17 protein-coding genes are annotated in these 22,151 nt (G+C 74.3%); 8 read left to right on the top strand and 9 right to left on the bottom strand.

What is annotated here, in order from left to right; all coding sequences use genetic code 11:
- Positions 1–4,668, top strand: a complete 4,668-nt coding sequence (locus ACFWTC_RS31355) for a hypothetical protein (RefSeq protein WP_384074876.1) — start codon at positions 1–3, stop codon at positions 4,666–4,668.
- Between the two features lie 237 nt (positions 4,669–4,905).
- Here the strand turns inward: ACFWTC_RS31355 and ACFWTC_RS31350 are convergent, their stop codons facing one another.
- Positions 4,906–5,343 carry a hypothetical protein gene (locus tag ACFWTC_RS31350; protein WP_383930695.1) on the bottom strand — a complete coding sequence of 146 codons (438 nt, stop codon included), beginning with the start codon at positions 5,341–5,343 and terminating at the stop codon, positions 4,906–4,908.
- A gap of 421 nt (positions 5,344–5,764) precedes the next feature.
- On the opposite strand from ACFWTC_RS31350, the gene ACFWTC_RS31345 reads away from it, so the two are divergent.
- The 4 genes from ACFWTC_RS31345 to ACFWTC_RS31330 are packed head-to-tail and all read left to right on the top strand — an operon-like array spanning position 5,765 to position 10,073.
- Positions 5,765–8,578 (top strand): nitrate- and nitrite sensing domain-containing protein, encoded by a 2,814-nt coding sequence (locus ACFWTC_RS31345; RefSeq protein WP_383930692.1) that lies wholly within the window; start codon positions 5,765–5,767, stop codon positions 8,576–8,578.
- Positions 8,575–9,012, top strand: coding sequence for a roadblock/LC7 domain-containing protein (locus ACFWTC_RS31340; protein ID WP_267722980.1), 438 nt, complete (start codon positions 8,575–8,577; stop codon positions 9,010–9,012). The genes ACFWTC_RS31345 and ACFWTC_RS31340 overlap by 4 nt, the downstream gene beginning before the upstream one ends.
- Before the next feature lie 10 nt (positions 9,013–9,022).
- Positions 9,023–9,466 carry a DUF742 domain-containing protein gene (locus ACFWTC_RS31335; protein WP_383930689.1) on the top strand — a complete coding sequence of 148 codons (444 nt, stop codon included), beginning with the start codon at positions 9,023–9,025 and terminating at the stop codon, positions 9,464–9,466.
- Positions 9,447–10,073 carry an ATP/GTP-binding protein gene (locus tag ACFWTC_RS31330; RefSeq protein WP_351281736.1) on the top strand — a complete coding sequence of 209 codons (627 nt, stop codon included), beginning with the start codon at positions 9,447–9,449 and terminating at the stop codon, positions 10,071–10,073. The genes ACFWTC_RS31335 and ACFWTC_RS31330 overlap by 20 nt, the downstream gene beginning before the upstream one ends.
- Positions 10,074–10,271: 198 nt before the next feature.
- Here the strand turns inward: ACFWTC_RS31330 and ACFWTC_RS31325 are convergent, their stop codons facing one another.
- The 4 genes from ACFWTC_RS31325 to ACFWTC_RS31310 form a co-directional block, all read right to left on the bottom strand.
- Positions 10,272–11,471: a lipid-transfer protein gene (locus tag ACFWTC_RS31325; RefSeq protein WP_384029380.1), complete on the bottom strand. Its 1,200-nt coding sequence runs from the start codon at positions 11,469–11,471 to the stop codon at positions 10,272–10,274.
- Positions 11,468–11,947 (bottom strand): Zn-ribbon domain-containing OB-fold protein, encoded by a 480-nt coding sequence (locus tag ACFWTC_RS31320; RefSeq protein ID WP_383930684.1) that lies wholly within the window; start codon positions 11,945–11,947, stop codon positions 11,468–11,470. The genes ACFWTC_RS31325 and ACFWTC_RS31320 overlap by 4 nt, the downstream gene beginning before the upstream one ends.
- 63 nt (positions 11,948–12,010) lie before the next feature.
- The gene (locus ACFWTC_RS31315; protein WP_383930681.1) at positions 12,011–12,349 is read right to left on the bottom strand and encodes an Mpo1-like protein; all 339 of its coding nucleotides are present in this window, start codon (positions 12,347–12,349) and stop codon (positions 12,011–12,013) included.
- A 13-nt stretch (positions 12,350–12,362) separates the two neighbouring features.
- Complete coding sequence (locus tag ACFWTC_RS31310; RefSeq protein ID WP_383930678.1) at positions 12,363–13,148, bottom strand: M15 family metallopeptidase; 786 nt, start codon at positions 13,146–13,148, stop codon at positions 12,363–12,365.
- Positions 13,149–13,171: 23 nt separating this feature from the next.
- On the opposite strand from ACFWTC_RS31310, the gene ACFWTC_RS31305 reads away from it, so the two are divergent.
- Positions 13,172–13,681, top strand: coding sequence for an NUDIX domain-containing protein (locus tag ACFWTC_RS31305; protein ID WP_383930675.1), 510 nt, complete (start codon positions 13,172–13,174; stop codon positions 13,679–13,681).
- A 36-nt stretch (positions 13,682–13,717) separates the two neighbouring features.
- Here ACFWTC_RS31305 and ACFWTC_RS31300 read toward each other — a convergent pair whose 3' ends face one another.
- Positions 13,718–16,084 carry a glycoside hydrolase family 31 protein gene (locus ACFWTC_RS31300; RefSeq protein WP_383930672.1) on the bottom strand — a complete coding sequence of 789 codons (2,367 nt, stop codon included), beginning with the start codon at positions 16,082–16,084 and terminating at the stop codon, positions 13,718–13,720.
- Between the two features lie 223 nt (positions 16,085–16,307).
- On the opposite strand from ACFWTC_RS31300, the gene ACFWTC_RS31295 reads away from it, so the two are divergent.
- Both ACFWTC_RS31295 and ACFWTC_RS31290 read left to right on the top strand, forming a co-directional pair.
- On the top strand, positions 16,308–18,290 hold the full coding sequence (locus ACFWTC_RS31295) for an acetoacetate--CoA ligase (protein ID WP_383930669.1): 1,983 nt from the start codon (positions 16,308–16,310) through the stop codon (positions 18,288–18,290).
- A 63-nt stretch (positions 18,291–18,353) separates the two neighbouring features.
- Positions 18,354–19,292 (top strand): hypothetical protein, encoded by a 939-nt coding sequence (locus ACFWTC_RS31290; protein WP_384074873.1) that lies wholly within the window; start codon positions 18,354–18,356, stop codon positions 19,290–19,292.
- Between the two features lie 94 nt (positions 19,293–19,386).
- Here ACFWTC_RS31290 and ptsP read toward each other — a convergent pair whose 3' ends face one another.
- From ptsP to ACFWTC_RS31275, 3 genes are all read right to left on the bottom strand, one after another.
- Positions 19,387–21,057: a phosphoenolpyruvate--protein phosphotransferase gene (gene ptsP, locus ACFWTC_RS31285; protein WP_384029378.1), complete on the bottom strand. Its 1,671-nt coding sequence runs from the start codon at positions 21,055–21,057 to the stop codon at positions 19,387–19,389.
- 75 nt (positions 21,058–21,132) lie between these two features.
- Positions 21,133–21,582: a PTS glucose transporter subunit IIA gene (locus ACFWTC_RS31280; protein WP_383930662.1), complete on the bottom strand. Its 450-nt coding sequence runs from the start codon at positions 21,580–21,582 to the stop codon at positions 21,133–21,135.
- A 343-nt stretch (positions 21,583–21,925) separates the two neighbouring features.
- Positions 21,926–22,151, bottom strand: a 226-nt coding sequence (locus ACFWTC_RS31275; RefSeq protein WP_384074870.1) for a hypothetical protein, incomplete at its 5' end; no start/stop codon positions are given.

The following is a 22,151-nucleotide window of genomic DNA, read 5'->3' as shown; positions in this document are numbered from 1 at the left end:
ATGTACGAGCTGTCCCGGATCCGCCTCTACTCCATCGGGCCCGCCGGCGCGCGCTACGCCGACACCGTGCTCGACCTGCGCGGAGTCGGCGAGCCGGTGCCCCACCCGGCACCCGCCCAGGCGGAGTTCTTCGAGGAGGAGCCCACCGGCCCGCCGCGCCGCCCCGCGCCCGCCGGCGTGCTCTTCCTGGAGAACGGCGGCGGCAAGTCCGTCCTCCTCAAGCTGATCTTCTCGGTGATGCTCCCCGGCCACCGCAACACCCTCGGCGGCGCCAGCTCCGGCGTACTGCGCAAGTTCCTCCTCGCCGACGACTGCGGGCACGTGGCGCTTGAGTGGCAGCACACCCAGACCGGCGAGTGCGTCGTCGTCGGCAAGGTCAGCGAGTGGCGCGGCCGCCAGGTCTCCAACGACCCCCGCAAGTTCGCCGAGGCCTGGTACTCCTTCCGGCCCGGACCCGGCCTCAGCCTCGACAACCTCCCGGTCGCCGAGGCCACCTCCGTGCGCCCGCCCGGCGAAGGCGTCTCCGGGGCCCAGGGCCGCCGGCGCACCATGAAGGGCTTCCGCGACGCCCTCACCGAGGCCGGCAAGGCCTACCCGCACCTCGAAGTCTGCTTCGAGGAGATCCACGACCGCTGGAACGAGCACCTCACCGACCTCGGCCTCGACCCCGAACTCTTCCGCTACCAGCGCGAGATGAACGCCGACGAGGGCGAGGCCGCAGGCCTCTTCGCGGTCAAGAAGGACTCCGACTTCACCGACCTGCTGCTGCGCGCCGTCACCGACACCCGCGACACGGACGGCCTCGCCGACCTCGTCCACGGCTTCGGCAACAAGCTGGGCCGCCGCGCCGAGCTCATGGCCGAACGCGACTTCACCGCCGGCTCCGTGGACCTGCTCACCCGCATCGTCGAGGCCGCCGAGACCCGCTCCCGGCTGCGCGACGTCCACGCCGGCGCCGAACGCCGTACGCGCACCCTCGCCCGACGGCTGTCCGCCCGCGCCGGCGAGGAGCGCGGCCGCGCCGCCGACCTCGCCCAGCGGGTCACCGGCGCCGTCCACGAGGTCACCGCCGCCGAATCGGCCCGCGCCCGCAGCGCCGCCGTCTCCGCCGAACTCGCCTACCGGCACGCCTCGCTGGCGCTGACCGTCGCCGACAAGGCCGCCGCCGCCCAGCGCCGCGAACTCATCGAGGCCCGCACCCTGCACGCCGCCTGGCAGGCCGCCGAGAACGTCCTGCGCCACCGCGCGGCCGCCGACCGCTCCGCCCGGGTCGCGTCCGCGATCCTGGAGGCCGAGCGGGACGCCGCCCCCGCGCTCGCCGCCCGGGCCACCGCCGCCGGTGAACTCGTACGGGCCCTGCACACGGCCGCCGAGCACGGCGAGACCCTCGCCAACGAGGAGGAGGAGCGCTCCGCCGAGCTCCAGGCCATCGGCGAGGCCGCCCACCGCGACGCCACCGCCGCCGCCACCGCCGCCCAGCGGGCCCGCAGCGAGGCCGAGCACCTGCGGGCCCGCCTCGGCGAGGTCCAGGAGGAGACCGCCGAGGCCGTACGCGCCGGCTGGCTCGACGACACCGCCCCCGACGCCGACCCGGCCCGCGCCGCCTTGGCCGCCACCGACGCCGAGAAGTCGGCGGTGGCCGCCTGGGACGAGGCCCGCGAGGCCGCCCGCACCGCGTCCGAGGCCGCCCGCGACGCCGCCGCCGTCGAATCCCGCGCCGAACTGACCGCCGCCCGGGCCGCCGACGCGGCCGACGCCGCCGAGAGCGCCCACGCCGCGGAGCACCGCACGGCCGCCGTCCTCGCCGAAGCCCCCCGCCTGGCCGACCTCCTGGGCCTCCCCCCGGGCACGGACCCGTCGGCCGACGACCCGTCGGTGCCCGGCCCGCGCGACGCCTCGGAGCACTCCGGCAGCGCGGCCGCCGTCTCCCGTACGGCGCCGGCCGGCGCGGAGGGCGGCCTCACCGCCGAGGACCTCGACCGCAACGCCGACGACCTGCGCGAACTGCTGACCGGGGCCGTCGCCGCCGCCGAACGCCAGCTGTTCGACCTGCGCACCGCCGCCGCCGACGACTCCCGCATCCTCGGCGCCCTCGGCGACGGCGGGCTGCTGCCCCCCGGCCCCGACGTCCTCACCACCGTCGAATACCTCGGCGAACACGGCATCCCCGCCCTCCCCGGCTGGCGCTACCTCGCCCAGTCCGTGGACCCCGCCGACCACGCCGCCGTCCTCGCCGCCCGCCCCGAGCTCGTCGATGGCGTCGTCATCACCGACCCCGACACGCACAGCCGCGCCCGCGAGGTCCTGTCGCAGGCGGCCCTGCTGCCCCGCTCCACCGTCGCCGTCGGCACGGCCGCCGCCCTGCTCGCCCCCGTGCCCCCGGCCGGCGACACCGACACGGCCGTCTTCCTCGTACCGCCGAACCCTGCCATGCACGACGAACACGCCGCCGACGAGGAGCGTCAGGCGCTGCGCACCCGCGCCACGGCCCGCGACGCCGAGATCCGCGACCTCGCCGCCCGCCTCTCCGGGGACCGCGAGCTCGCCGCCCGCCTGAACTCCTGGCGCACCGGCTGCCCGCCCGGCCGCCTCGCCGAACTCGTCCGACAGGCCGCGGCCGCACGGGCGTTCGCCGAGGAGGCCGACGCCGAGCTCGCGGAGGCCCGTACCGTACGCGCCGAGGCCGACGAGGCCGCCGCCGACGCCACCCGGGTACGGGACGAGCGTCAGGACACCGCCCAGCGCGCCCGCCGCGTCGCCGACGCCCTGGCCGGACTCGCGTACCGGCTGCGCGAGCGCGTCGGCTGGCAGGCCAAGGTCCGCGAACTCGCCGACGAGGCCGCCGAGTCCGAGGCGCGCGCCGAAGCCTGCCTCGACCGCGCCCGCGCCGCCGACGAGGACCGCCGCGCCGTCCAGCGCGCCGCCGACGACGCCCGCCGCACCGCCCGCGCGCTGCGGGCCGAACGCGCCGAGATCGCCGGCGCCCCCGACCCCCTCCCGCAGGACGACGGCACGCCCAAGGCTCCGCTCCCCGACCTCCGCGAGGCCTACCGGGCCGCCTCCCAGCTCTACGAGAAGGTCGGGGTCGGCGCCGACCTGCGCGCCGAGCAGGCCCGCGCCGAGAGCGACGAGAGCGCCGCCCTCGCCGAACTCGACCGCCTGACCAACAAGGTCCGCACCCGCGCCGCCCAGCTCCTCGAAGGCACCGACGGCGCCGACGGCCCCTCCCGCCAGGCCGCCGCCGCCCGCGCCGAATCCCTCGTACAGATGCTGGAGACCCGCGCGTCCACCGCGAGCGAGCAGCTCGGCCGGCTGCGCGGCGAGGCCGAGCGGCACGCCCCGGCCGAGGGCGGGGCCCACACCGAACTGTCCGAGGACCTGATCCCCGTGGACGTCGAGCAGGCCCAAGCCCTGCTGCGCACGGCCACCGCCCAGCTCGCCGCCCACACCGCCGCCGTGGAAGGCGCCCGGTCCGCCCACGCGGACCTGCTGCGCTCCCACCGCACCGCCGAGGACGGCGCCGGGGGCTTCGACGAGACGGCCGCCCTGCTGCGCGACCTCCTGCGCGACCACACCCACCCGGACGACGACCAGGAACCCGCCCCCCACCGCGGCACCTTGGATGAGGCCCGCCAGTCGGCGACCGAGGCCCGCCGCTCCCTGCGCGGCTGCGCGGCCGACCTCTCGGCCGCCGAGTCCGCCGTACGGGAGGCGAGCGACATCCTGGTCCGCCACGCCAACGCCACCCGCTACGAACAGGTACGCACCCCCGCGCGCCAGCAGATCCGCGAACTGCCCGCCTCCGCCCTGCCCGAGCACGCGGCCTCCTGGGCCACCGCCTTCGCGCCCCGGCTGCGCGTCCTCACCGACGAGCTCGCCCAGCTGGAGCGCAACCGGGACAGCATCGTCGACCGGCTGCGCGGCCTGGTCGAATCGGCCCTGGCCACCCTCCGCTCCGCCCAGCGGCTCTCCCAGCTCCCCGAGGGACTGGGGGAGTGGTCGGGCCAGGAGTTCCTGCGCATCCGCTTCGAGGAGCCCGACCAGGCCACCCTCACCGAACGGCTCGGCGAGGTCATCGACGAGGCCACCCGCGCGGCCGTGAAGAAGAACAGCACCGCCTCCTTTGGCGAGGGCCGCCGCGACGGCATGTCGCTGCTGCTGCGGGGCGTGCAGGCGGCCCTGGAGCCCAAGGGGATCTCCGTCGAGATCCTCAAGCCGGACGCGGTGCTGCGCGCCGAGCTGGTACCGGTCGGCCAGATGGGCGACGTGTTCTCCGGCGGCCAGCTGCTGACTGCGGCGATCGCGCTGTACTGCACGATGGCCGCGCTGCGCAGCAACGACCGCGGCCGGGACAAGCACCGGCACGCGGGCACGCTGTTCCTCGACAACCCGATCGGGCGCGCGAACGCCACGTACCTGCTGGAGCTCCAGCGGGCCGTCTCGGACGCGCTCGGCGTCCAGCTGCTCTACACCACGGGCCTGTTCGACACCACGGCGTTGGCCGAGTTCCCGCTGGTCATCCGGCTGCGCAACGACGCCGACCTGCGGGCGGGCCTGAAGTACATCAGCGTCGAGGAACACCTCCGGCCGGGTCTGCCGCGGCAGTCGCCGGACGGGGAGGCCATCCACGGCGAGATCACGGCCACGCGCATGTTCCGCCGGAGCTGAGCCCGTCTCCTTCTCGACGCGGGGCTCCTTTCCCGACGCGGGGCTCGCACCGTTCGGCGCCGGGGCCGCCTTACGGGCTTCGCCCCGCTGCGCCGGGCTTCTTCCCCGACGCGGGGCTCGCACCGCTGCGCCGGACTCCGTCCGGCGGGATGCCGGGAGCTCGGGGCAGGGCCGGGTGCCCGCCGGAGGCGCCGGGGCCGCCCCCCTCGGGCGCTCCGCCGGGCCCGAGGCCCCGCCCTAGCGGCGGCCGAACGCCGTCAGGGGCCCGTCCTCCCGGGACACGCGCCCCGGGCCCGGCTCGCGCGCGGCCGCCCGCTCGGCCCTGCGGGCCTCCCGGCGGCGGCGCCGCGCCGTGCTGCTCGGCTCCGACAGGACCCCGTACCGCTGGTTCCACATCTGCCGGGTGATCCACACGTCCAGTACGCCCCACGTGGCCACGATGGTCCCCGCGATCGCGCACAGCGCCAGCGGAAAGGCCAGCCAGGAGCCGGTCAGCGTGAGGAAGAACGTGACCGTCGCCTGGGTCAGCGTCACGGCCACGATCAGCACCGCCCGCACCGCCGACGTCCGCACCGGATCCGGCATCCGGGGCTTGCGGGCCGGTTCCTCCACCCACAGTCCGCGCGCCGGAACCTCCCTGCCGCCGCCCACGGCCCTCCCCTCGTACCTGCTCATGGTCCGCTCACTCCCCACCGCGCGGTCCGCCCCGCCTGCTCCACCACGTCTACCCCCACGCGTCCGCTCGAACAGAAGACGTCCGGCACGATCGAGAGATTCCCGTATCGCGGACACCCCCACGACCCCGCTGATTGCGGAACGAACAATTCCAGCCATCCATCCGGTTGCGGGGACTGACGCCCCACCAAGTGTCATCTGCCGCATATCGCACCACTCTTGACCGGAAGTATCGGACAACTCGTGATCTTCATCCAGAGGTCAGGCCGAAAACGTCCGGACACGCCTTCGAAGCTGTTGCTCGGCAGTAGTAGGCTCACGCCGTTTAAATGACGGAACACCGACTCCCCGTAACGGGGTTGAGCTGGGGGAGGCTGGGGAGGCCATGCGCTTTCGCGGGAAATCCATCCGCCGGAAGATCGTGGCGTTGCTCCTTGTGCCGCTCGTCTCCCTCACCGCCCTCTGGGGCTTCGCGACGGTCATCACCGGCCGCCAGGCCGTCCAGCTGCTCGACGTCGCGTACGTCATCGACAAGGTCGGCTACCCCATGGAGGACGTCGTCCGCGCCGTCCAGAAGGAGCGCCGCCAGACCCTCGTCGTGATCGGCGACCCCCGCGCCTCCACCGCCACGGCCGAGCTCGCCAAGCGCCGCGCCGGCACCGACGAGGTGGTCGCCGAGATACGGGCGAGCGCCCGCGACCCCGAGGTCACCGACGAGCTGAGCGTCCAGAACGGCCAGCGCCTGCGCTCGATCCTCGCCGCGTTCCACGGCATCGAGAGCATCCGCCGCTCCGTCGACCAGAACACCCTCGACACCGGCCAGGCCCTGGAGTTCTACAACCGCCTCGTCGACCCCTGCCACGAGTTCCTGATGAACCTCCACGCGCTGGAGAACGTCGAGATGGACAAGCAGGGCCGCGCCCTCGTCGGCATCACCCGGGCCCGTGAGGCGCTCTCCCGCGAGGACGCCCTCGTGGCCTCCTCCTTCGCGGCCCGCAGCGTCAACGCCGCCGACCTCCGCCGCATCTCCGACCTCGCCGCGAACCGCACCCTGCTCTACGACTTCAACCTCGCGATCCTCCCGCCCGCCGACCGCGAGCGCTTCGAGCGCTACTGGGCCGGCACCGACACCAAGGTCCTGCGCGACGCGGAGGAACGCTTCCTCAGCGCCGGCGCGGTCAAGAACCCCCGCAGCAGCACCTCCGCCCAGTGGGACGCCGCGGCCACCAAGGTCCTCGACGAGCTCGCCACCATGGGCACCGAGGCCGGGGACCGCTACCAGAAGCGCGTCGAGCCCGTCGCCATGGACGTCCTGGTCCAGGCCGCCGTCGCCGGCATCCTCGGCTTCATCGCGCTGATCGTGTCCCTGGTCCTGTCCGTGCGCATCGGCCGCGAGCTGATCCGTGACCTGTCCCGGCTCCGCAAGGAGGCCCACGAGGCCTCCGGCGTCCGCCTGCCCGGCGTCATGCGCCGCCTCGCCGCCGGCGAGCACGTGGACGTGGAGACCGAGGCGCCCCGGCTGGAGTACGAGAGGGACGAGGTCGGCCAGGTCGGCCAGGCCCTCAACACCCTCCAGCGCGCCGCCGTCGAGGCCGCGGTCAAGCAGGCGGAGCTGCGCCGCGGCGTCTCCGAGGTGTTCGTCAACCTCGCCCGCCGCAACCAGGTGCTCCTGCACCGCCAGCTGACCCTCCTCGACACCATGGAGCGCCGCACCGAGGACACCGAGGAGCTCGCCGACCTCTTCCGCCTCGACCACATGACCACCCGCATGCGCCGCCACGCCGAAGGCCTGGTGATCCTCTCCGGCGCCGCGCCCTCCCGCCAGTGGCGCAGGCCCGTCCAGCTGATGGACGTCGTACGGGCCGCCGTCGCCGAGGTCGAGGACTACGAGCGCATCGAGGTGCGCCGGCTCCCGCGCCTGGGCATCGCCGGGCCCGCCGTCGCGGACGTGACCCACCTCGTCGCCGAACTCCTGGAGAACGCCACGGTGTTCTCCCCGCCGCACACCGCCGTCCAGGTGCACGGCGAGCGCGTGGCCAACGGGTTCACCCTGGAGATCCACGACCGCGGCCTCGGAATGAACCCGGACGCGCTCCTCGACGCGAACCTCCGGCTCGCCGAGACCCCCGAGTTCGAGCTCTCCGACACCGACCGCCTCGGCCTGTTCGTCGTCAGCCGCCTCGCACGGCGCCACGCCGTCAAGGTCGTCCTCCAGCCCAGCCCGTACGGGGGCACCACCGCCGTGGTCTTCCTCCCCGACGCCCTGCTGACCGAGGCCCCCGACACCAACGGCACCGGCATCCGGCTGAACGCCGGCGTCGGCGCCGGCATGGCCGGGAAGCCGGGCAAGCCGGGCCGGCCCGGCGTGATCCCGTCCGAGCGCAACGCCCCCGCCGTCGAGCGGGCCCCGTCCGGGCGCGCCCTGCCCGCGGCGGACCTGCGCGGGCCCGTCGAGCTAGAGGCGCCGCTGGGCGTCCTCGGCCTCGACGACCCCGCCGTCGTGGACGGCACCACCACCGGGATCACCGGCGTCGGCGGCCGCCCCGCCATGGCCACCCTGGACGACGAGACCCCGCCGAACGGACTCCCGCGCAGCGGCCTGCTCGGCCTGCGCCCGGCCGACCGCCCGTCCGCGGACCGGCACTCCGAGCCGCGGCACGCCGACCGCCACCCCGATCGGCGGGCCGACCGCCACCCCGACCGGGTCGCCGGCCCACGCAACGGCGAGCGCGAACCGCTCGCCCCCACCGGCCCGGTCCGCCTCGACAGCGCCCGGCCCGACGGCCCCCGCCCGGAGGCCACCCGCCCCGACGGCCCCCGCGCCGGCCAGGGGACGGTGCCGCTGCCGCGCCGCCGCCCCGCCCCGACGCTGGTCGCGGACCACGGCCGCCGCGTCGAGCCGCGCCGGGTGTCCGCGGTTCCGCCGCCGGCCCCCGCCGCCGGGGCCGACGCCCCCGCACCCGCCCCGGGCGGCAGCGGCCTGCTGCCCCGCCGGGTCCGCCAGGCCAGCCTGGCCCCGCAGCTGAAGAACTCCCGCGCGGCCGCCCCCGCCCCGGACACCGCCGACGAGGTCGCGGACGACCGGGACGCGGAGGACGTACGCACGCGCATGTCCGCGCTCCAGCGCGGCTGGACCGCGGGCCGCAACCAGCAGGCACGGACGCAGTCCGCGACCGGGGCAGGCACCTCCGCCGCCACCGGTCCCGCGAACGAGAACGAAGGGGACGGTCGATGACCGCACCGCAGACCGGAAACGACAGCAGGAGCCGCGGCTCAGGCCCGCTCAACTGGCTCCTCGACGAGCTCGTGGACAAGGTCGGCTCCATCCGCAAGGCGGTCGTCCTCTCCGGCGACGGCCTGCCCACCGGCACCTCCCGGGACCTGACCCGCGAGGACAGCGAGCACCTGGCGGCGGTGGCCTCCGGATTCCACAGCCTGGCCAAGGGCGTCGGCCGGCACTTCGAGTCCGGCCGGGTCCGCCAGACCGTCGTCGAGCTCGACGAGGCCTTCCTCTTCGTGATGGCGGCCGGCGACGGCAGCTGCCTGGCCGTCCTCGCCGACGCCGAGTCCGACGTCGGGCAGGTCGCGTACGAGATGACGCTCATGGTCAAGCGAGTGGGCGACCACCTGGCGACCGCCCCGCGCACCGGGCTGCCAGCCGGAGGGTGAGACGTACGGCATGAGCGATCCAGGCCAGGACCAACACCCTGCCCGCACCCCGTCCGGGGAGGGGCCCGCCGCCCCGGAACACCCGCACTGGTTCGACGACGACGCGGGTCCCGTCGTACGCCCGTACGCGATGACCCGCGGCCGGACCAGCCACGCGGGCCAGCACCGCCTCGACCTGATCGCGCTCGTCGTCGCCGAATCCGCGGCCGACGACCCGGTCTGGGACATGACCCTGGCCCCGGAACACGCCCGCATCCTGGGGCTGTGCCGGAACCGCCCGCAGTCGGTCGCCGAACTGGCGGCCGACCTCGACCTCGCGATCGGGGTCGTGCGGGTGCTGATCGGCGACCTCGTCGACGATGAACTGGTCCACGTGACCAGGCCGGTACCTCCGGCCGAACTACCCGATGAATCCATTCTGCGTGAGGTGATCGATGGCCTTCGGGCGCTCTAGCCGCACCGGTGCCATGCACGCCGTGTCACCGGTCGAGCCGCTGACCCTGAAGATCCTGGTCGCGGGCGGCTTCGGGGTGGGCAAAACCACCCTGGTCAGTGCGGTAAGCGAGATCAGACCGCTACGGACCGAGGAACAACTCTCGGAACCGGGCATCGGTATCGACGACACCCAGGGAGTGGAGGGCAAGAGCACGACCACCGTGGCGATGGACTTCGGGCGCATCACGCTGCGCGAGGACCTGGTGCTGTACTTGTTCGGCACCCCCGGCCAGGACCGGTTCTGGTTCCTGTGGGACGAACTGGCCCAGGGATCGCTGGGCGCGGTGGTCCTCGCGGACACCCGCCGCCTCGCCGACTGCTTCGCCGCCGTCGACTACTTCGAACGCCGCGAGATCCCGTTCGTCGTCGCCGTCAACTGCTTCGACGACGCGGACCACCACCCCGTGGTGACCGTGCGGGAGGCGCTCGACCTCGACCCGGGCGTACCGGTGCTGCTGTGCGACGCCCGCGACCGGGAGTCCGTGAAGGACGTCCTCGTGGGGGTGGTGGAACACGCGATGTCGCTGGCCCGCGCCCGCCGCCGGAGCCTCTCGGCCGGCGCCTGACACGGACGCGGCCCGTACCCCCGCCGACTGGGGTACGGGCCGCAGCTCTCGTGGGGGATTCGGCGCCCGGAGTGCGGCGCGGGACCGTGGAGCGAGTGTGAACCCGCCGCCGGGGGCCGTCAAGTACGCGGACAACACCCGCGGGAAACCGCTGTTCGGACCCCCTGCGAAGCCCGATCCACGGCCACCGGCGCCCGCTCAGCGCACCGCGATCACCGCCGAGCCGTGCCCGAACAGCCCCTGGTTCGCGGTGATCCCGGCCCGCGCCCCCGGAACCTGCCGGGCACCGGCCTCCCCGCGCAACTGCCACGTCAGCTCACAGACCTGCGCGATGGCCTGGGCCGGCACCGCCTCCCCGAAGGAGGCCAGCCCGCCGCTCGTGTTGACCGGGACGCGCCCGCCCAGGGCCGTCGCCCCCTCCCGCAGGAGCTTGGCGCCCTCGCCCTCCCCGCAGAGCCCGATGTCCTCGTACCACTCCAGTTCCAGGGCGGTGGAGAGGTCGTACACCTCGGCGAGCGAGAGGTCCTCCGGGCCGAGCCCCGCCTCCTCGTACGCCGCCCGCGCGATGGAGGCGCGGAAGGAGCCCGCCGCCGGCTCGACCCCCACCCCCACCGTCGAGTCGGTGGCGATGTCCGGGAGGTCCAGCACCGTACGCGGATAGGTGGGCGTCACCGTCGACACCGCCCGGATGCGCACCGGGTCGGCGACACCGCGCGAGCGCGCGAAGTCCGTGCTGGACAGCACGAGCGCCGCGCCCCCGTCGGAGGTGGCGCAGATGTCGAGCAGCCGCAGCGGATCGGCGACCACCGCCGAGGCGGCCACCTCCTCCATGGTCACGGCCTTGCGGTAGCGGGCGTTCTGGTTCAGCAGCCCGGCCGCCGCGTTCTTCACCTTGACCCGGGCGAAGTCCTCCGGGGTGTCCCCGTGGACGGCCATCCGGCGGCGCGCGTACAGCGCGAAGTACGCCGGGTTGGTGGCGCCCAGCACGCGGAACCGCAGCCAGTCGGGGTCGTCGGGCCGTTCGCCCCCGGCCGGTGCGAAGAACCCCTTGGGCGCCGCGTCGGCGCCCACCACGAGCACCACGTCCGCCAGCCCCGCCAGGATCTGCGCCCGGGCCGCCCCGATGGCCTGCGCCCCCGAGGCACAGGCGGCGTAGACGCTGGTCACCCGGGCGCCCTGCCAGCCCAGCGCGCGGGCGAAGGTGGCGCCGGCCACGTAACCCGGGTACCCGGAGCGGACGGTGTCGGCGCCGACGATGGACCGCACGTCCGTCCAGTCCAGGCCGGCGTCGGCGAGCGCGGCCCGGGCGGCGGCCCGCCCGTACTCGACGAAGCTGCGGCCCCACTTGCCCCAGGGGTGCATGCCGGCTCCCAGCACGGCGATGTCGGCGGCGCTCACGACGCACCTCCCACGGGCCTGAACTGCCAGGTCGACCACGTGGTGCCGGCGTCCTCGCCGAGCACCCCGCCGACCACCTCGACCTCCATGCCGACCGCCAGATCACCGACGCCGACCCCGGGCGCCGCCTGCCCGAGCACGACGATCCCCTCGGCCTCCAGCTCCACCGCGATCAGGGTGTACGGCTCCCAGGGGACGCCGGGGTCGGACACGTACGGCGCCGGAGGCCGGTAGCGCCCGTCGGTGTAGGACCAGACCCGGCCGCGGGGCGACAACGGCACCTCGGCGAGGACGCCGTCGCCGGGGCAGCGGGGGTTGCGGCAGAAGGCGTCCTCGCGGGGGAAGAACACCGCGGTGCAGGCGGAGCACCGGGTTCCGAGCAGCCGGAAGGCGCCCCCGGGGCCGGCCCCGGGTTCGGGTCCCTGGGCGTCCTCGGTGAACCAACCGCTCACGACGGGGGTGCGCGTGCGTGCCAAGATTCCTCCCGTGTCAGTGTTTCTGACGCATCGTCAGGAGTCTGGCACGGGAGGCCCTCCGGGTCACCGGTTCCCGGCGAGCCACTTCTGCGCGATCTCCGCCAGCTCCGCGTCCCGCCCGGCGAGCATCATCCGGATCATCTGCGCGTCCCCGCGGAGCGACCACCCGGGGTGCCCGAAGGTCGCGGGGTTGTTCTTCTCGATCAGGAGGTGCGCCGGCCACGCGGTCCCGTACCCGATCAGGGGGAGGGCGGCGAGGTACCCCTTCCGCCCCCGGGCCACCCCGTAGAGGGTGAGGGCGAGTCCGGTGAGCGTGCCGGTGAGATGCACCCAGCGGGTGGCGGCCCGTGCGTGCATGGCGACGTAGTAGGGCCAGAACTCCTCGTACGAACGGAACGTCATGGGGGCACGGTAGTCACGGCAGGACGGCGGCGACAGAGACGGGGAAGTCGAAATGCGTGCCGGGGAACGCCTCGGGCCGGTGCGTGAAGTGCCACCACTCCTCGGGCAGGTTGACGAAGCCCTGCGCGCCCAGGACGCCCAGCAGGAGCCGGCGGTTCGCGCGGGCGGCGGGCGGGACCGCGGGACCGTCGGTGTGGGACAGCGGCCCGAAGTGGTCGAACGCGGTCCCCATGTCCAGCTCCCGACCCGACGCGCTGTCGACGAGGGTCACGTCGACGGTGCTCCCGCGGGAGTGCCCCGACCGCTCGGCGATGTAGCCGTCGGGAATCAGCCTGTCCTTGTCGACGTCCGGGTAGTACTCGGTCTTGCTCCCCTGGTCGGCGAGGTCCCCGGCCCACCGGACGAACCGGTCCACGGCGCGCTGCGGCCGGTAGCAGTCGTAGACCTTCAGGGTGAGGCCGCGCGGCAGCAGCTCGCGCTGCGCGCCCCGCAACGCCTCCGCGGCGGGGCGCGCGAGCAGGCACGCCGGTTCCCGGTACCCGTCGACCCGGCGGCCGGTGAAGTTGCGGGCGGTCGCGTACCGCATGTCCTGCCGGACCGTCGGATCCACGTGCGCCAGGGCCGCGAACCCCGGCGGCGCCGATCCGCGGGCCGCCGATCCGCGGGCCGCCGCTCCCGGTGTCGCCGCTCCCGGTGCCGTCGCTCGCGACGCCGCCGCTTCCGGAGCCGTCGCCCCGGGCGCCGGCGCACCCAGCGCAGCCAGTAGTCCCACACCGATCACAACAGCCGCCGCCCTCATACCGCTTGGCATACCATCGCGGGATGCCGGCACAGCTGAGGGACTCGCACTGCTCCACCTGCGGAACACCGTTCGACACGGACCTCTGGCCCCGCACCTGCCCGTCGTGCGGCGACACCGCCTACCGCAATCCGCTCCCGGTGGCCGTGGTGCTCCTCCCCGTCCTGGACGAGGACGGCACCGGCCTCGTGGTCATCACCCGCACCATCGAACCGGCCCTCGGCGGCATCGCCCTCCCCGGCGGCTTCATCGACTTCGGCGAGGACTGGCGGGACGCGGTCGTCCGCGAACTCCGCGAGGAGACCGGCATCGAGGCCCCCGCCCGGGACGTGGCCCTGGCCGACGCCCTCAGCTCCCCGGCCGGCCACCTGCTCCTCTTCGGCCTGCTCCCGCCCCGTCCGGTGGCGTCCCTGCCCGCATCGGCCGCCACGGACGAGACCACGGGCTGGCACGTCCTGCGGGGGCCGTCGGAACTGGCCTTCCCCCTCCACACCCGGGCCGCGGCCTCGTGGTTCGCGGGCCGGTACGCCTGAACCCCACCGGGCCCGGGTCCGCCCCGACGGGCGCCCCTACCGTCCGCGCCCCCACAGCCCGCGCACCGTCACGCCCGGCACCCGCTCGCCCGCCTCGTCCTGCACCACCACCTCGTCCCCCGCCCACCGCACGGTGTACCGCTCGATCCTGCCCGCCGCGAAGCCCGGCCCCGCGTCCCGCACCACCAGCCCGCCGCCCGTCCGCCCCCGCGCCGGAGCCCACGCCTCCAGTGCCACCCCGCCGCCACCGGACGGATCGCGGACCGGGAGCACCGCGCCCGCGCGGGCCAGGACCGGGATCCGGCCCTGCGGGGCGTCCAGCAGCACCTGGCCCGGGCCCTCGTACGCCGCCCCGGTCGTGGTGTCGTACCACCGGCCCCGCGGCAGCCGCACCGCCCGCCGGTCCGCTCCGCACTCCAGCACCGGGGCGACCAACAGGGCGTCGCCCAGGAGGAAGGCGTCCTCGCAGTCCCGCAGCGACCGCTCCTCCGGCGCCCCCCACCACAGCGGCCGCACGTACGGGGCCCCGGTCCGGCGGGCCAGGTGGGCCAGCGTCACGAAGTACGGCCGCAGCCGCTCGCGTTCCGCCATCACCCCGCGGGCCTGTTCCTCCGCCTCCGGACCGAACTCCCACGGCTCCCGCCGCCCCGCCCAGATCGCCGAGTGCGTGCGGAACAGCGGAAGGTAGGCCCCCAGCTGGAGCCAGCGCACGTACAGCTCGGGGGAGGGGGAGCCGCCGAAGCCCCCGACGTCCGGGCCCGAGTACGGCACCCCGCACAGTCCGAGCCCCAGGACCAGGGCCAAGGAGGCGCGCAGCCCCTCCCAGCTGCTCTCCACGTCGCCGGACCACGAGCCCCCGTACCTCTGCATCCCCGCCCAGCCGGACCGGGAGAAGAGGAACGGCCGCTCGTCCGGTCGCAGCCGGACCAGGCCCTCCCAGCCGGCCCGCGCCATCCCGAGGCCGTACACGTTGTGCCCGGAGCGGTGGTCGCCGCCCGCGCCGTCCATCGCGTGCCGCGCGGAGCGGGGGAGCGTGTTGTCGCCGAACGGGGCGAAGGACACCGGCTCGTTCATGTCGTGCCAGAAGCCGGCGAAGCCCTGGCCCAGCCGCTCCTCGTACAGCCCGCCCCACCACTCCCGCACCGCCGGATCGGTGAAGTCCGGGTACGCGCACTCGCCCGGCCACACCTCCCCGCGCACCTCCACGCCCCGGGCGTCCCGCACGAAGGCACCGCGCGTCCCCACCGCGAGCCCCGACGCGTGCACCGCGCCGCCCGCCCGCACCGCGGGGTCGACGATCGAGACCAGGCGCACGCCCCGCGCACGCAGCTCCCGGGCGAGCCCGGGCAGATCGGGGAACCGCCCTTCGTCCACCGTGAAGACGCGGTGCCCGTCGTAGTGGTCGATGTCCAGGTGCACGGCCGACAGCGCCATGCCGTGCGCCGCGTACCCGTCCACCACCCGGCGGACCTCCTCGGCGCTCCCGAAGCCCCAGCGCGCGTGCTGGTAGCCGAGCGCCCACTCCGGGGGCACCGCCGCGGGACCCGTCAGCCCCGACCAGCCCTGCAGCACCCGCGCCGGAGTCCCCACGAAGACCCAGCACCGCAGCGGCCCGCCCTCCACGCGCAGCTCGCTCGACCCCGGACGGTCCGCCCCCGAGCCCGCGCCCTCCTCGCCCTCGCGCAGCACCACCCGCCCGTCCCAGGAGTTGTCGTGGAACACCAGGTGCGTCCCCGCGTCGGCGACCACCAGCTGCACCGGCATGGTCAGGTACAGCGGATCGGTGCCCGGTCCGAAGCCGCCCTTCGGATCGGTGTTCCACAGCCGGTACGTCCCGTCCCGCAGCCGGGGCCCCGCCGCCCGGCCGCCCAGCCCGAAGAACCGCGCGTCCGCCCCCACCTCGCTGCGCTGCGACCACCGGGCCCCGCCCCGCGCCGGGTCCACCGGCTCCCACCAGCGCGGCGGCAGGTCCCGGCGCAGCACCGTCCCGCCGGGCGTGCGCACCTCCACCGACCCGTGCCGGGACACCGCGACCGTCACCCGCTCCGACACCACCCGCCAGCCGCCCTCGGTGTCCGGCTCCAGCACGGCCCGCGGATCGGGCTCCGGCCCGTCGCCGACCACCGCGTACGACGGAGTCGGCGCGGCCCCGTCCCAGCCCCAGAACACGGCGCCGCCCGAGGTCACCCGCACCAGCAGCTCCGAGCGCGCGAAGCGCAGCACGCCGCCGCCCGGCCGGGGCTCCGTACCCGTCAGCAGCCCCGGCACGCGCGCCCGCTCCGCGCCCCGGCGCGGGAGCCCCACCGCGTCGGCGCGCCGGTGGCGCCAGGCCGAGCGCCAGGCGCGCCGTCCGCGCTCCGTACCGAGGTCCTTCACCGCACGCACCAGATCCCCACCGTTCATGCGGATCACCCTGCCACCGGGCCCCGGTCGAGGAGACCGCGTTCAGCTGCCGTTCACCCGGCAGCGGCACCCCCGGCCGACCGCGGCCGACCGTACGGGACACCTCTGGTGCGGATGTCGATCACATGGCATCGTCCCAGTGAGCCGCCGCGCGCACACCCCGCGCGCGATGGCACCGTACGCACACGAAGCGCGAGCCGCAGACTTGACCGGGAGCCCACCCATGACCTCAGCCACGCAGCCGGAACCCCTCTGGGCCCCGGGCCCCGACCGGATCGCCGCGGCCCGGATCACCGCCTTCCAGGCCTGGGCCGCCGACCGGTTCGGAGCCCCCGCCGACGGCGGCTACCCCGCCCTGCACAGCTGGTCCGTCGACGAGCTGGACACCTTCTGGCAGGCCGTCGCCGAGTGGTTCGAGGTCCGCTTCACCACCCCGTACGAGTCCGTCCTCGCCGACCGCTCCATGCCGGGCGCACGCTGGTTCACCGGCGCCACCCTCAACTACGCCGAGCACGCCCTGCGCGCCGCCGAGGACCCGGCCCGCGCCGGGGACGCCGCACTGCTGTGCGTGGACGAGACCCACGAGACCGTCCCCGTCACCTGGGCCGAGCTCCGCCGGCAGGTGGGGTCGCTCGCCGCCGAACTGCGCGCACTCGGCGTACGCCCCGGCGACCGGGTCAGCGGCTACCTCCCGAACATCGCCGAGTCCGTGGTCGCCCTCCTCGCGACCGCCGCCGTCGGAGGCGTCTGGACCTCCTGCGCCCCCGACTTCGGCGCCCGCAGCGTCCTGGACCGCTTCCAGCAGGTCGAGCCCGTCGTCCTCTTCGCCGTAGACGGCTACCGTTACGGCGGCAAGCGGCACGACCGCCGCGAGACCGTCGCCGAGCTCCGGGCCGAGCTCCCCTCCCTGCGCGCCGTCGTCCACATCCCGGTCCTGGGCACCGAAGCCCCCGAAGGGGCCCTCGCCTGGTCCGACCTGACCGCGGCCGACACCGCGCCCGTCTTCGAGCCGGTCCCCTTCGACCACCCCCTCTGGGTCCTCTACTCCTCCGGTACGACCGGCCTCCCCAAGGCCATCGTCCAGTCCCAGGGCGGCATCCTCCTCGAACACCTCAAGCAGCTCGGCCTGCACTGCGACCTCGGCCCGGAGGACCGGTTCTTCTGGTACACCTCCACCGGCTGGATGATGTGGAACTTCCTCGTCTCCGGCCTGCTCACCGGCACGACCGTCGTCCTGTACGACGGCAGCCCCGGCTACCCCGACACCGGCGCCCAGTGGCGCATCGCCGAGCGGACCGGGGCGACGCTGTACGGCACCTCCGCCGCGTACGTCATGGCCTGCCGCAAGGCGGAGGTCCACCCCTCCCGCGACTTCGACCTGTCCGCCCTGAAGTGCGTCGCCACCACCGGCTCCCCACTCCCGCCCGACGGGTTCCGCTGGCTCCACGACGAGGTCGCCGAGGACCTCTGGATCGCCTCCGTCAGCGGCGGCACCGACGTGTGCAGCTGCTTCGCCGGGGCCGTCCCCACCCTCCCGGTGTACATCGGGGAGCTCCAGGCCGCCTGCCTCGGCACGGACCTCCAGGCCTGGGACCCCTCCGGCAAGCCCGTCATCGGCGAGGTCGGCGAACTCGTCGTCACCAACCCCATGCCGTCCATGCCGATCCGCTTCTGGAACGACCCCGACGGCAGCCGCTACCGCGACAGCTACTTCGACATGTTCCCGGGCACCTGGCGCCACGGGGACTGGATCACGCTCACCGACCACGGCTCGGTCGTGATCCACGGCCGCTCCGACTCCACCCTCAACCGCCAGGGCGTGCGGATGGGCTCGGCCGACATCTACGAGGCCGTCGAACGCCTCCCCGAGATCAAGGAGTCCCTCGTCATCGGCCTGGAGGAGCCGAACGGCGGCTACTGGATGCCGCTCTTCGTCCACCTGGCCCCCGGCGCCCGTCTCGACGACGACCTGCGCGCCCGGATCAAGGCGACGATCCGCGAGGAGCTCTCCCCGCGCCACGTCCCCGACGAGATCATCGAGGTCCCGGGCATCCCCCACACGCTGACCGGCAAGCGCATCGAGGTCCCGGTCAAGCGCCTCCTGCAGGGCGCCCCCATGGCCAAGGCGGTCAACCCGGGCTCGGTCGACAACCTCGACCTCCTCTCCTTCTACGAGGAGCTGGCCCGCACCCGCACCCACGGCTGACGTCACTGTCAGTGGTCATGATTACGCTGAGTGAGCAATCGACCGTGCCACTCAGGGGGAGCCATGCCACCGAAGGACGACACCGGGAGCCACCGCACCAGGCGGACCGCCACCACCCGCACGACCCGCAGCACCAGCAGGCGCCGCACGGCGCGCCGCGAAGCCCCCAGCACCGTCGGCCTCCTCGCCGACCCCGGGGACTTCGCGGCCATGCGCGGCTACCGCAGCTTCACCTTCGACGACCACCAGGACTACCTGCGCCACGTAGAGGACCTGCTCCGGTCCCTCGCGGCCCAGGGCATCCACACGACCGTCGCCCTCTTCGACCCCGAGGAGTACGCCGAGCACTGCGCGGAACACGGCCTCGACCCCGACACGGCCGACGCCCGCACCCGCTTCACCGCGGAACTCGCGGGCAGCAGCGCCGGTCTTCCCTACCGCGGCCAGCCCATCGACGAACTGGTCCCGCTCCTCGTGGACGAGGCCGTCCGCCAGGCCACCTGGGAGTACGCCACCACCCTCCTCGCCGGGGTGGGCGACTGCGCGGACTGCGGCGAGGACATCGGCAACGCCTCCTTCGACCGCGCGGCCGAAGCCCTCAAACGCCTCCTGGCCGGCGCCGGTCCCGGCCACCACCACTTCGTCTGCAGCGTCCCCACCGCGACGGAACAACTTCTCGCCGTCCTGCACGCCGACGTGACCGCCGACGCGGACGCCCCGCCCCGCATCGAGAGCCGCCAGGGCCTCGACTTCGTGACGGTCCTGGCGGCCGGACTGGCCCTCGGCGGCCCCGGGGGACTGGTCCTGCGCAGCTCGCGCGAGGACCGCGGCGACCGGGTCCACGGCTGGCGCCTGGACCGGGGCCGGCTGACCGCCCTGTCCGCGGCGGCCGTGTTCAACGCGTACTGCACCGACGCCGACACCGGCGATCCCGTCGCCCCCGAACCAGGGGTCGAATACTGCCCCGGCTACGAGGTGGACCTCCCCTCCCCGCACCACTGAGCCCGGCTCCGGACCCGTAGGGGAGCGGCCGGGGACGGACCGAGGGGCCCCCGCCACCGGCGAAGGCCCCTCGCATCCTCACTCCTCCCGGCGGCTACTCGCCGGAGAGCACCGCCTGGGCGGCCATGCGGGCCTCCTCGGCGGTGTCGCACGCACGCGCCGCGGCAGCGGCCCGCTCGCACTGCGCGAGGGTGTGCTTGGCGAGCGTCGCCCGCACGTACGGGATCGAGGCGGCACCCATCGACAGGGAGGTGACACCCAGGCCCGTCAGCACACAGGCCAGCAGCGGGTCGGAGGCAGCCTCACCGCAGACGCCGCAGCTCTTGCCCTCGGCCTTGGCGGCGTCGGCCGACATGGCGATCAGGTCGAGCAGCGCCGGCTGCCATGGGTCCTGGAGCCGCGAGACGGCGCCGACCTGGCGGTCTGCGGCGAACGCGTACTGCGCGAGGTCGTTCGTGCCCAGCGACAGGAACTCGACCTCCCGCAGGATCGAGCGCGCCCGGAGCGCGGCGGAGGGGATCTCCACCATCGCGCCGAACTTCGCCTGCAGACCGGCCTCGCGGCACGCGTCCGCGAACGCCTTGGCGTCGGTCCGGTCCGCCACCATCGGGGCCATGACCTCGAGGTGGACGGGCAGGCCCGCGGACGCCTTGGCCAGCGCGGTCAGCTGCGTGCGCAGCACCTCCGGGTGGTCCAGGAGCGAGCGCAGGCCGCGTACGCCCAGAGCCGGGTTCGGCTCGTCCGCCGGGGTGAGGAAGTCCAACGGCTTGTCGGCGCCGGCGTCCAGCACCCGCACAACCACACGACCCTCGGGGAAGGCCTCGAGCACCTTGCGGTACGACTCGATCTGCTTCTCTTCGGACGGAGCCTTCTTGCTGTCGTCCAGGAACAGGAACTCGGTGCGGAACAGGCCCACACCCTCGGCCCCGGCCTCGACCGCGGCCGGCACGTCCGCCGGCCCGCCGACGTTCGCCAGCAGCGGCACCTTGTGGCCGTCCGAGGTCGCACCGGGACCGGACGACGCGGAGAGTGCGGCCTTGCGCTCGGCCGCCGCGGCCTCCAGCTCGGCCCGCTTCTCCGGCGTCGGGTTCACGAACAGGTCGCCCGTGCTGCCGTCGACCGCGATGAGGGTGCCCTCGGCGAGCTCGCCGGCGCCCTGGAGCGCCACGATCGCCGGCACGCCCAGCGCCCGCGCGAGGATGGCACTGTGGCTGGTCGGCCCGCCCTCCTCGGTCACGAACCCCAGCACCAGGGCCGGGTCGAGCAGCGCGGTGTCGGCGGGGGCCAGGTCCCGCGCGATCAGTACGTACGGCTCGTCACTGTCAGGGACGCCCGGCATGGGCACGCCCAGCAGGCGCGCCACGATCCGGTTCCGTACGTCGTCCAGGTCGGCCACCCGCCCGGCCATGTACTCGCCGGCTCCCGCGAGCAGGTCGCGGTAGGAGGCGAACGCGTCGTAGATCCCGCGCTCTGCGGTGCTGCCGACGGCGATCCGCCGGTCGACGTCCGCCATCAGCTCGGGGTCCGTGGCGATCATCGCCTGGGCCTCGAGCACGTGCTGGGCCTCGCCGCCGGCCAGCTGGCCACGCGCGATCAGGTCGGCCGATACAGCCTCCACGGCCTGACGGGCGCGCCCCTGTTCGCGCTCCGCCTCGTCCGCGGTGATCTGCTTGGCCGGTGGTTCGAGAACCGCCGTACCCATGTGCCGAACCTCGCCGATCGCCACACCGTGGCTCACGCCGACGCCTCGCAGCGTTGTCTCCATTTCACCGTCTCCGGTAGGGCGGCGGGCGCTCGGCCGCCGCGGTGGATGTCCGACTCGCCTTCGCAGGCGGGTGCGTCACTGCCAGCTGAAGAGAACGTCGCTGGCCTTCACGTCGCCGGACTCGACGACGTCCGAAAGGGCGTCCGGGGTCGCCTCGAGTGCGACGACGGGGCACACGGGGGACTTGCCCGCGGCCTCGACCGCGGCGGGGTTCCAGCGGATGACGGCCTGACCGCGGGTCACCGTGTCGCCCTTGTTGACGAGCAGCTCGAAGCCCTCGCCGTTGAGCTGGACGGTGTCGATCCCGAGGTGGGTAAGGACGCCGTGGCCCTCACCGTCTACGACGACGTACGCGTGCGGGTGCAGGGAGACGACCACACCATCTACGGGGGACACCGCCTCCGAGGGCTCACGCACGGGGTCGATAGCGGTGCCCGGTCCCACCATCGCGCCGGAGAACACCGGATCGGGCACTGCCGCGAGTCCGATGGCGTTCCCGGCAAGTGGGGACGTCACGCTGGTCATGAGGGGCCTCCCAGGGGTGGGGCTTCTTCGTGTCGCCGTCACTACCCGTCGCGAACGGCGTACTCTTGAGAAGGATAAGTCACGAGATATTCGGGTTCGCCCGATGTTGGTCCCGATCCGGGCTGGCCCTTCGGCACGGAGACTAGTGGACTAGACCGGTGGACTAGACCATACGCCTGAAACGATTTGCCTGGGCGTCGGCGGGCCTGTACTGTCGTGACTCCTGCCGGGACGCCACGTGTGAATTTCTCACGAACGCCCCATGGACGGGAACCCTCCTATTCAGTATCGATCTTGAACTCGACCTCATTTGCGCATGCCTTTTTGGCACGGCGGAGAGCGGTCAGAGGGACGGGGAATCGCTGATAGAGTCGGAATCGCCGGAAAGGGAAACGCGAAAGCGAATACCTGGAAGCAAATCCCGCTTCGACCGGGAATCGGACGCGAAAGAGTCTGGTAGAGTCGGAAACGCAGGAACAGCAAGAACAGAACGAAAGCCCGGAGGAAAGCCCGAGAGGGTGAGTACAAAGGAAGCGTCCGTTCCTTGAGAACTCAACAGCGTGCCAAAA

It is taken from the genome of Streptomyces sp. NPDC058619, from assembly GCF_042717785.1.
In the GTDB taxonomy this organism is placed as follows: Bacteria; Actinomycetota; Actinomycetes; order Streptomycetales; family Streptomycetaceae; genus Streptomyces.
This window is presented reverse-complemented; position numbering and strand designations above follow the sequence as displayed.

Excerpts from the sequence above, each read along its gene's own strand:
- ACFWTC_RS31355 (WP_384074876.1), top strand. The coding sequence starts at position 1 with ATGTACGAGCTGTCCCGGATCCGCCTCTACTCCATCGGGCCCGCCGGC.
- ACFWTC_RS31350 (WP_383930695.1), bottom strand. The coding sequence starts at position 5,343 with ATGAGCAGGTACGAGGGGAGGGCCGTGGGCGGCGGCAGGGAGGTTCCG.
- ACFWTC_RS31340 (WP_267722980.1), top strand. The coding sequence starts at position 8,575 with ATGACCGCACCGCAGACCGGAAACGACAGCAGGAGCCGCGGCTCAGGC.
- ACFWTC_RS31335 (WP_383930689.1), top strand. The coding sequence starts at position 9,023 with ATGAGCGATCCAGGCCAGGACCAACACCCTGCCCGCACCCCGTCCGGG.
- ACFWTC_RS31330 (WP_351281736.1), top strand. The coding sequence starts at position 9,447 with ATGGCCTTCGGGCGCTCTAGCCGCACCGGTGCCATGCACGCCGTGTCA.
- ACFWTC_RS31315 (WP_383930681.1), bottom strand. The coding sequence starts at position 12,349 with ATGACGTTCCGTTCGTACGAGGAGTTCTGGCCCTACTACGTCGCCATG.
- ACFWTC_RS31310 (WP_383930678.1), bottom strand. The coding sequence starts at position 13,148 with ATGAGGGCGGCGGCTGTTGTGATCGGTGTGGGACTACTGGCTGCGCTG.
- ACFWTC_RS31305 (WP_383930675.1), top strand. The coding sequence starts at position 13,172 with ATGCCGGCACAGCTGAGGGACTCGCACTGCTCCACCTGCGGAACACCG.
- ACFWTC_RS31300 (WP_383930672.1), bottom strand. The coding sequence starts at position 16,084 with ATGAACGGTGGGGATCTGGTGCGTGCGGTGAAGGACCTCGGTACGGAG.
- ACFWTC_RS31295 (WP_383930669.1), top strand. The coding sequence starts at position 16,308 with ATGACCTCAGCCACGCAGCCGGAACCCCTCTGGGCCCCGGGCCCCGAC.
- ACFWTC_RS31290 (WP_384074873.1), top strand. The coding sequence starts at position 18,354 with ATGCCACCGAAGGACGACACCGGGAGCCACCGCACCAGGCGGACCGCC.
- ptsP (WP_384029378.1), bottom strand. The coding sequence starts at position 21,057 with ATGGAGACAACGCTGCGAGGCGTCGGCGTGAGCCACGGTGTGGCGATC.
- ACFWTC_RS31280 (WP_383930662.1), bottom strand. The coding sequence starts at position 21,582 with ATGACCAGCGTGACGTCCCCACTTGCCGGGAACGCCATCGGACTCGCG.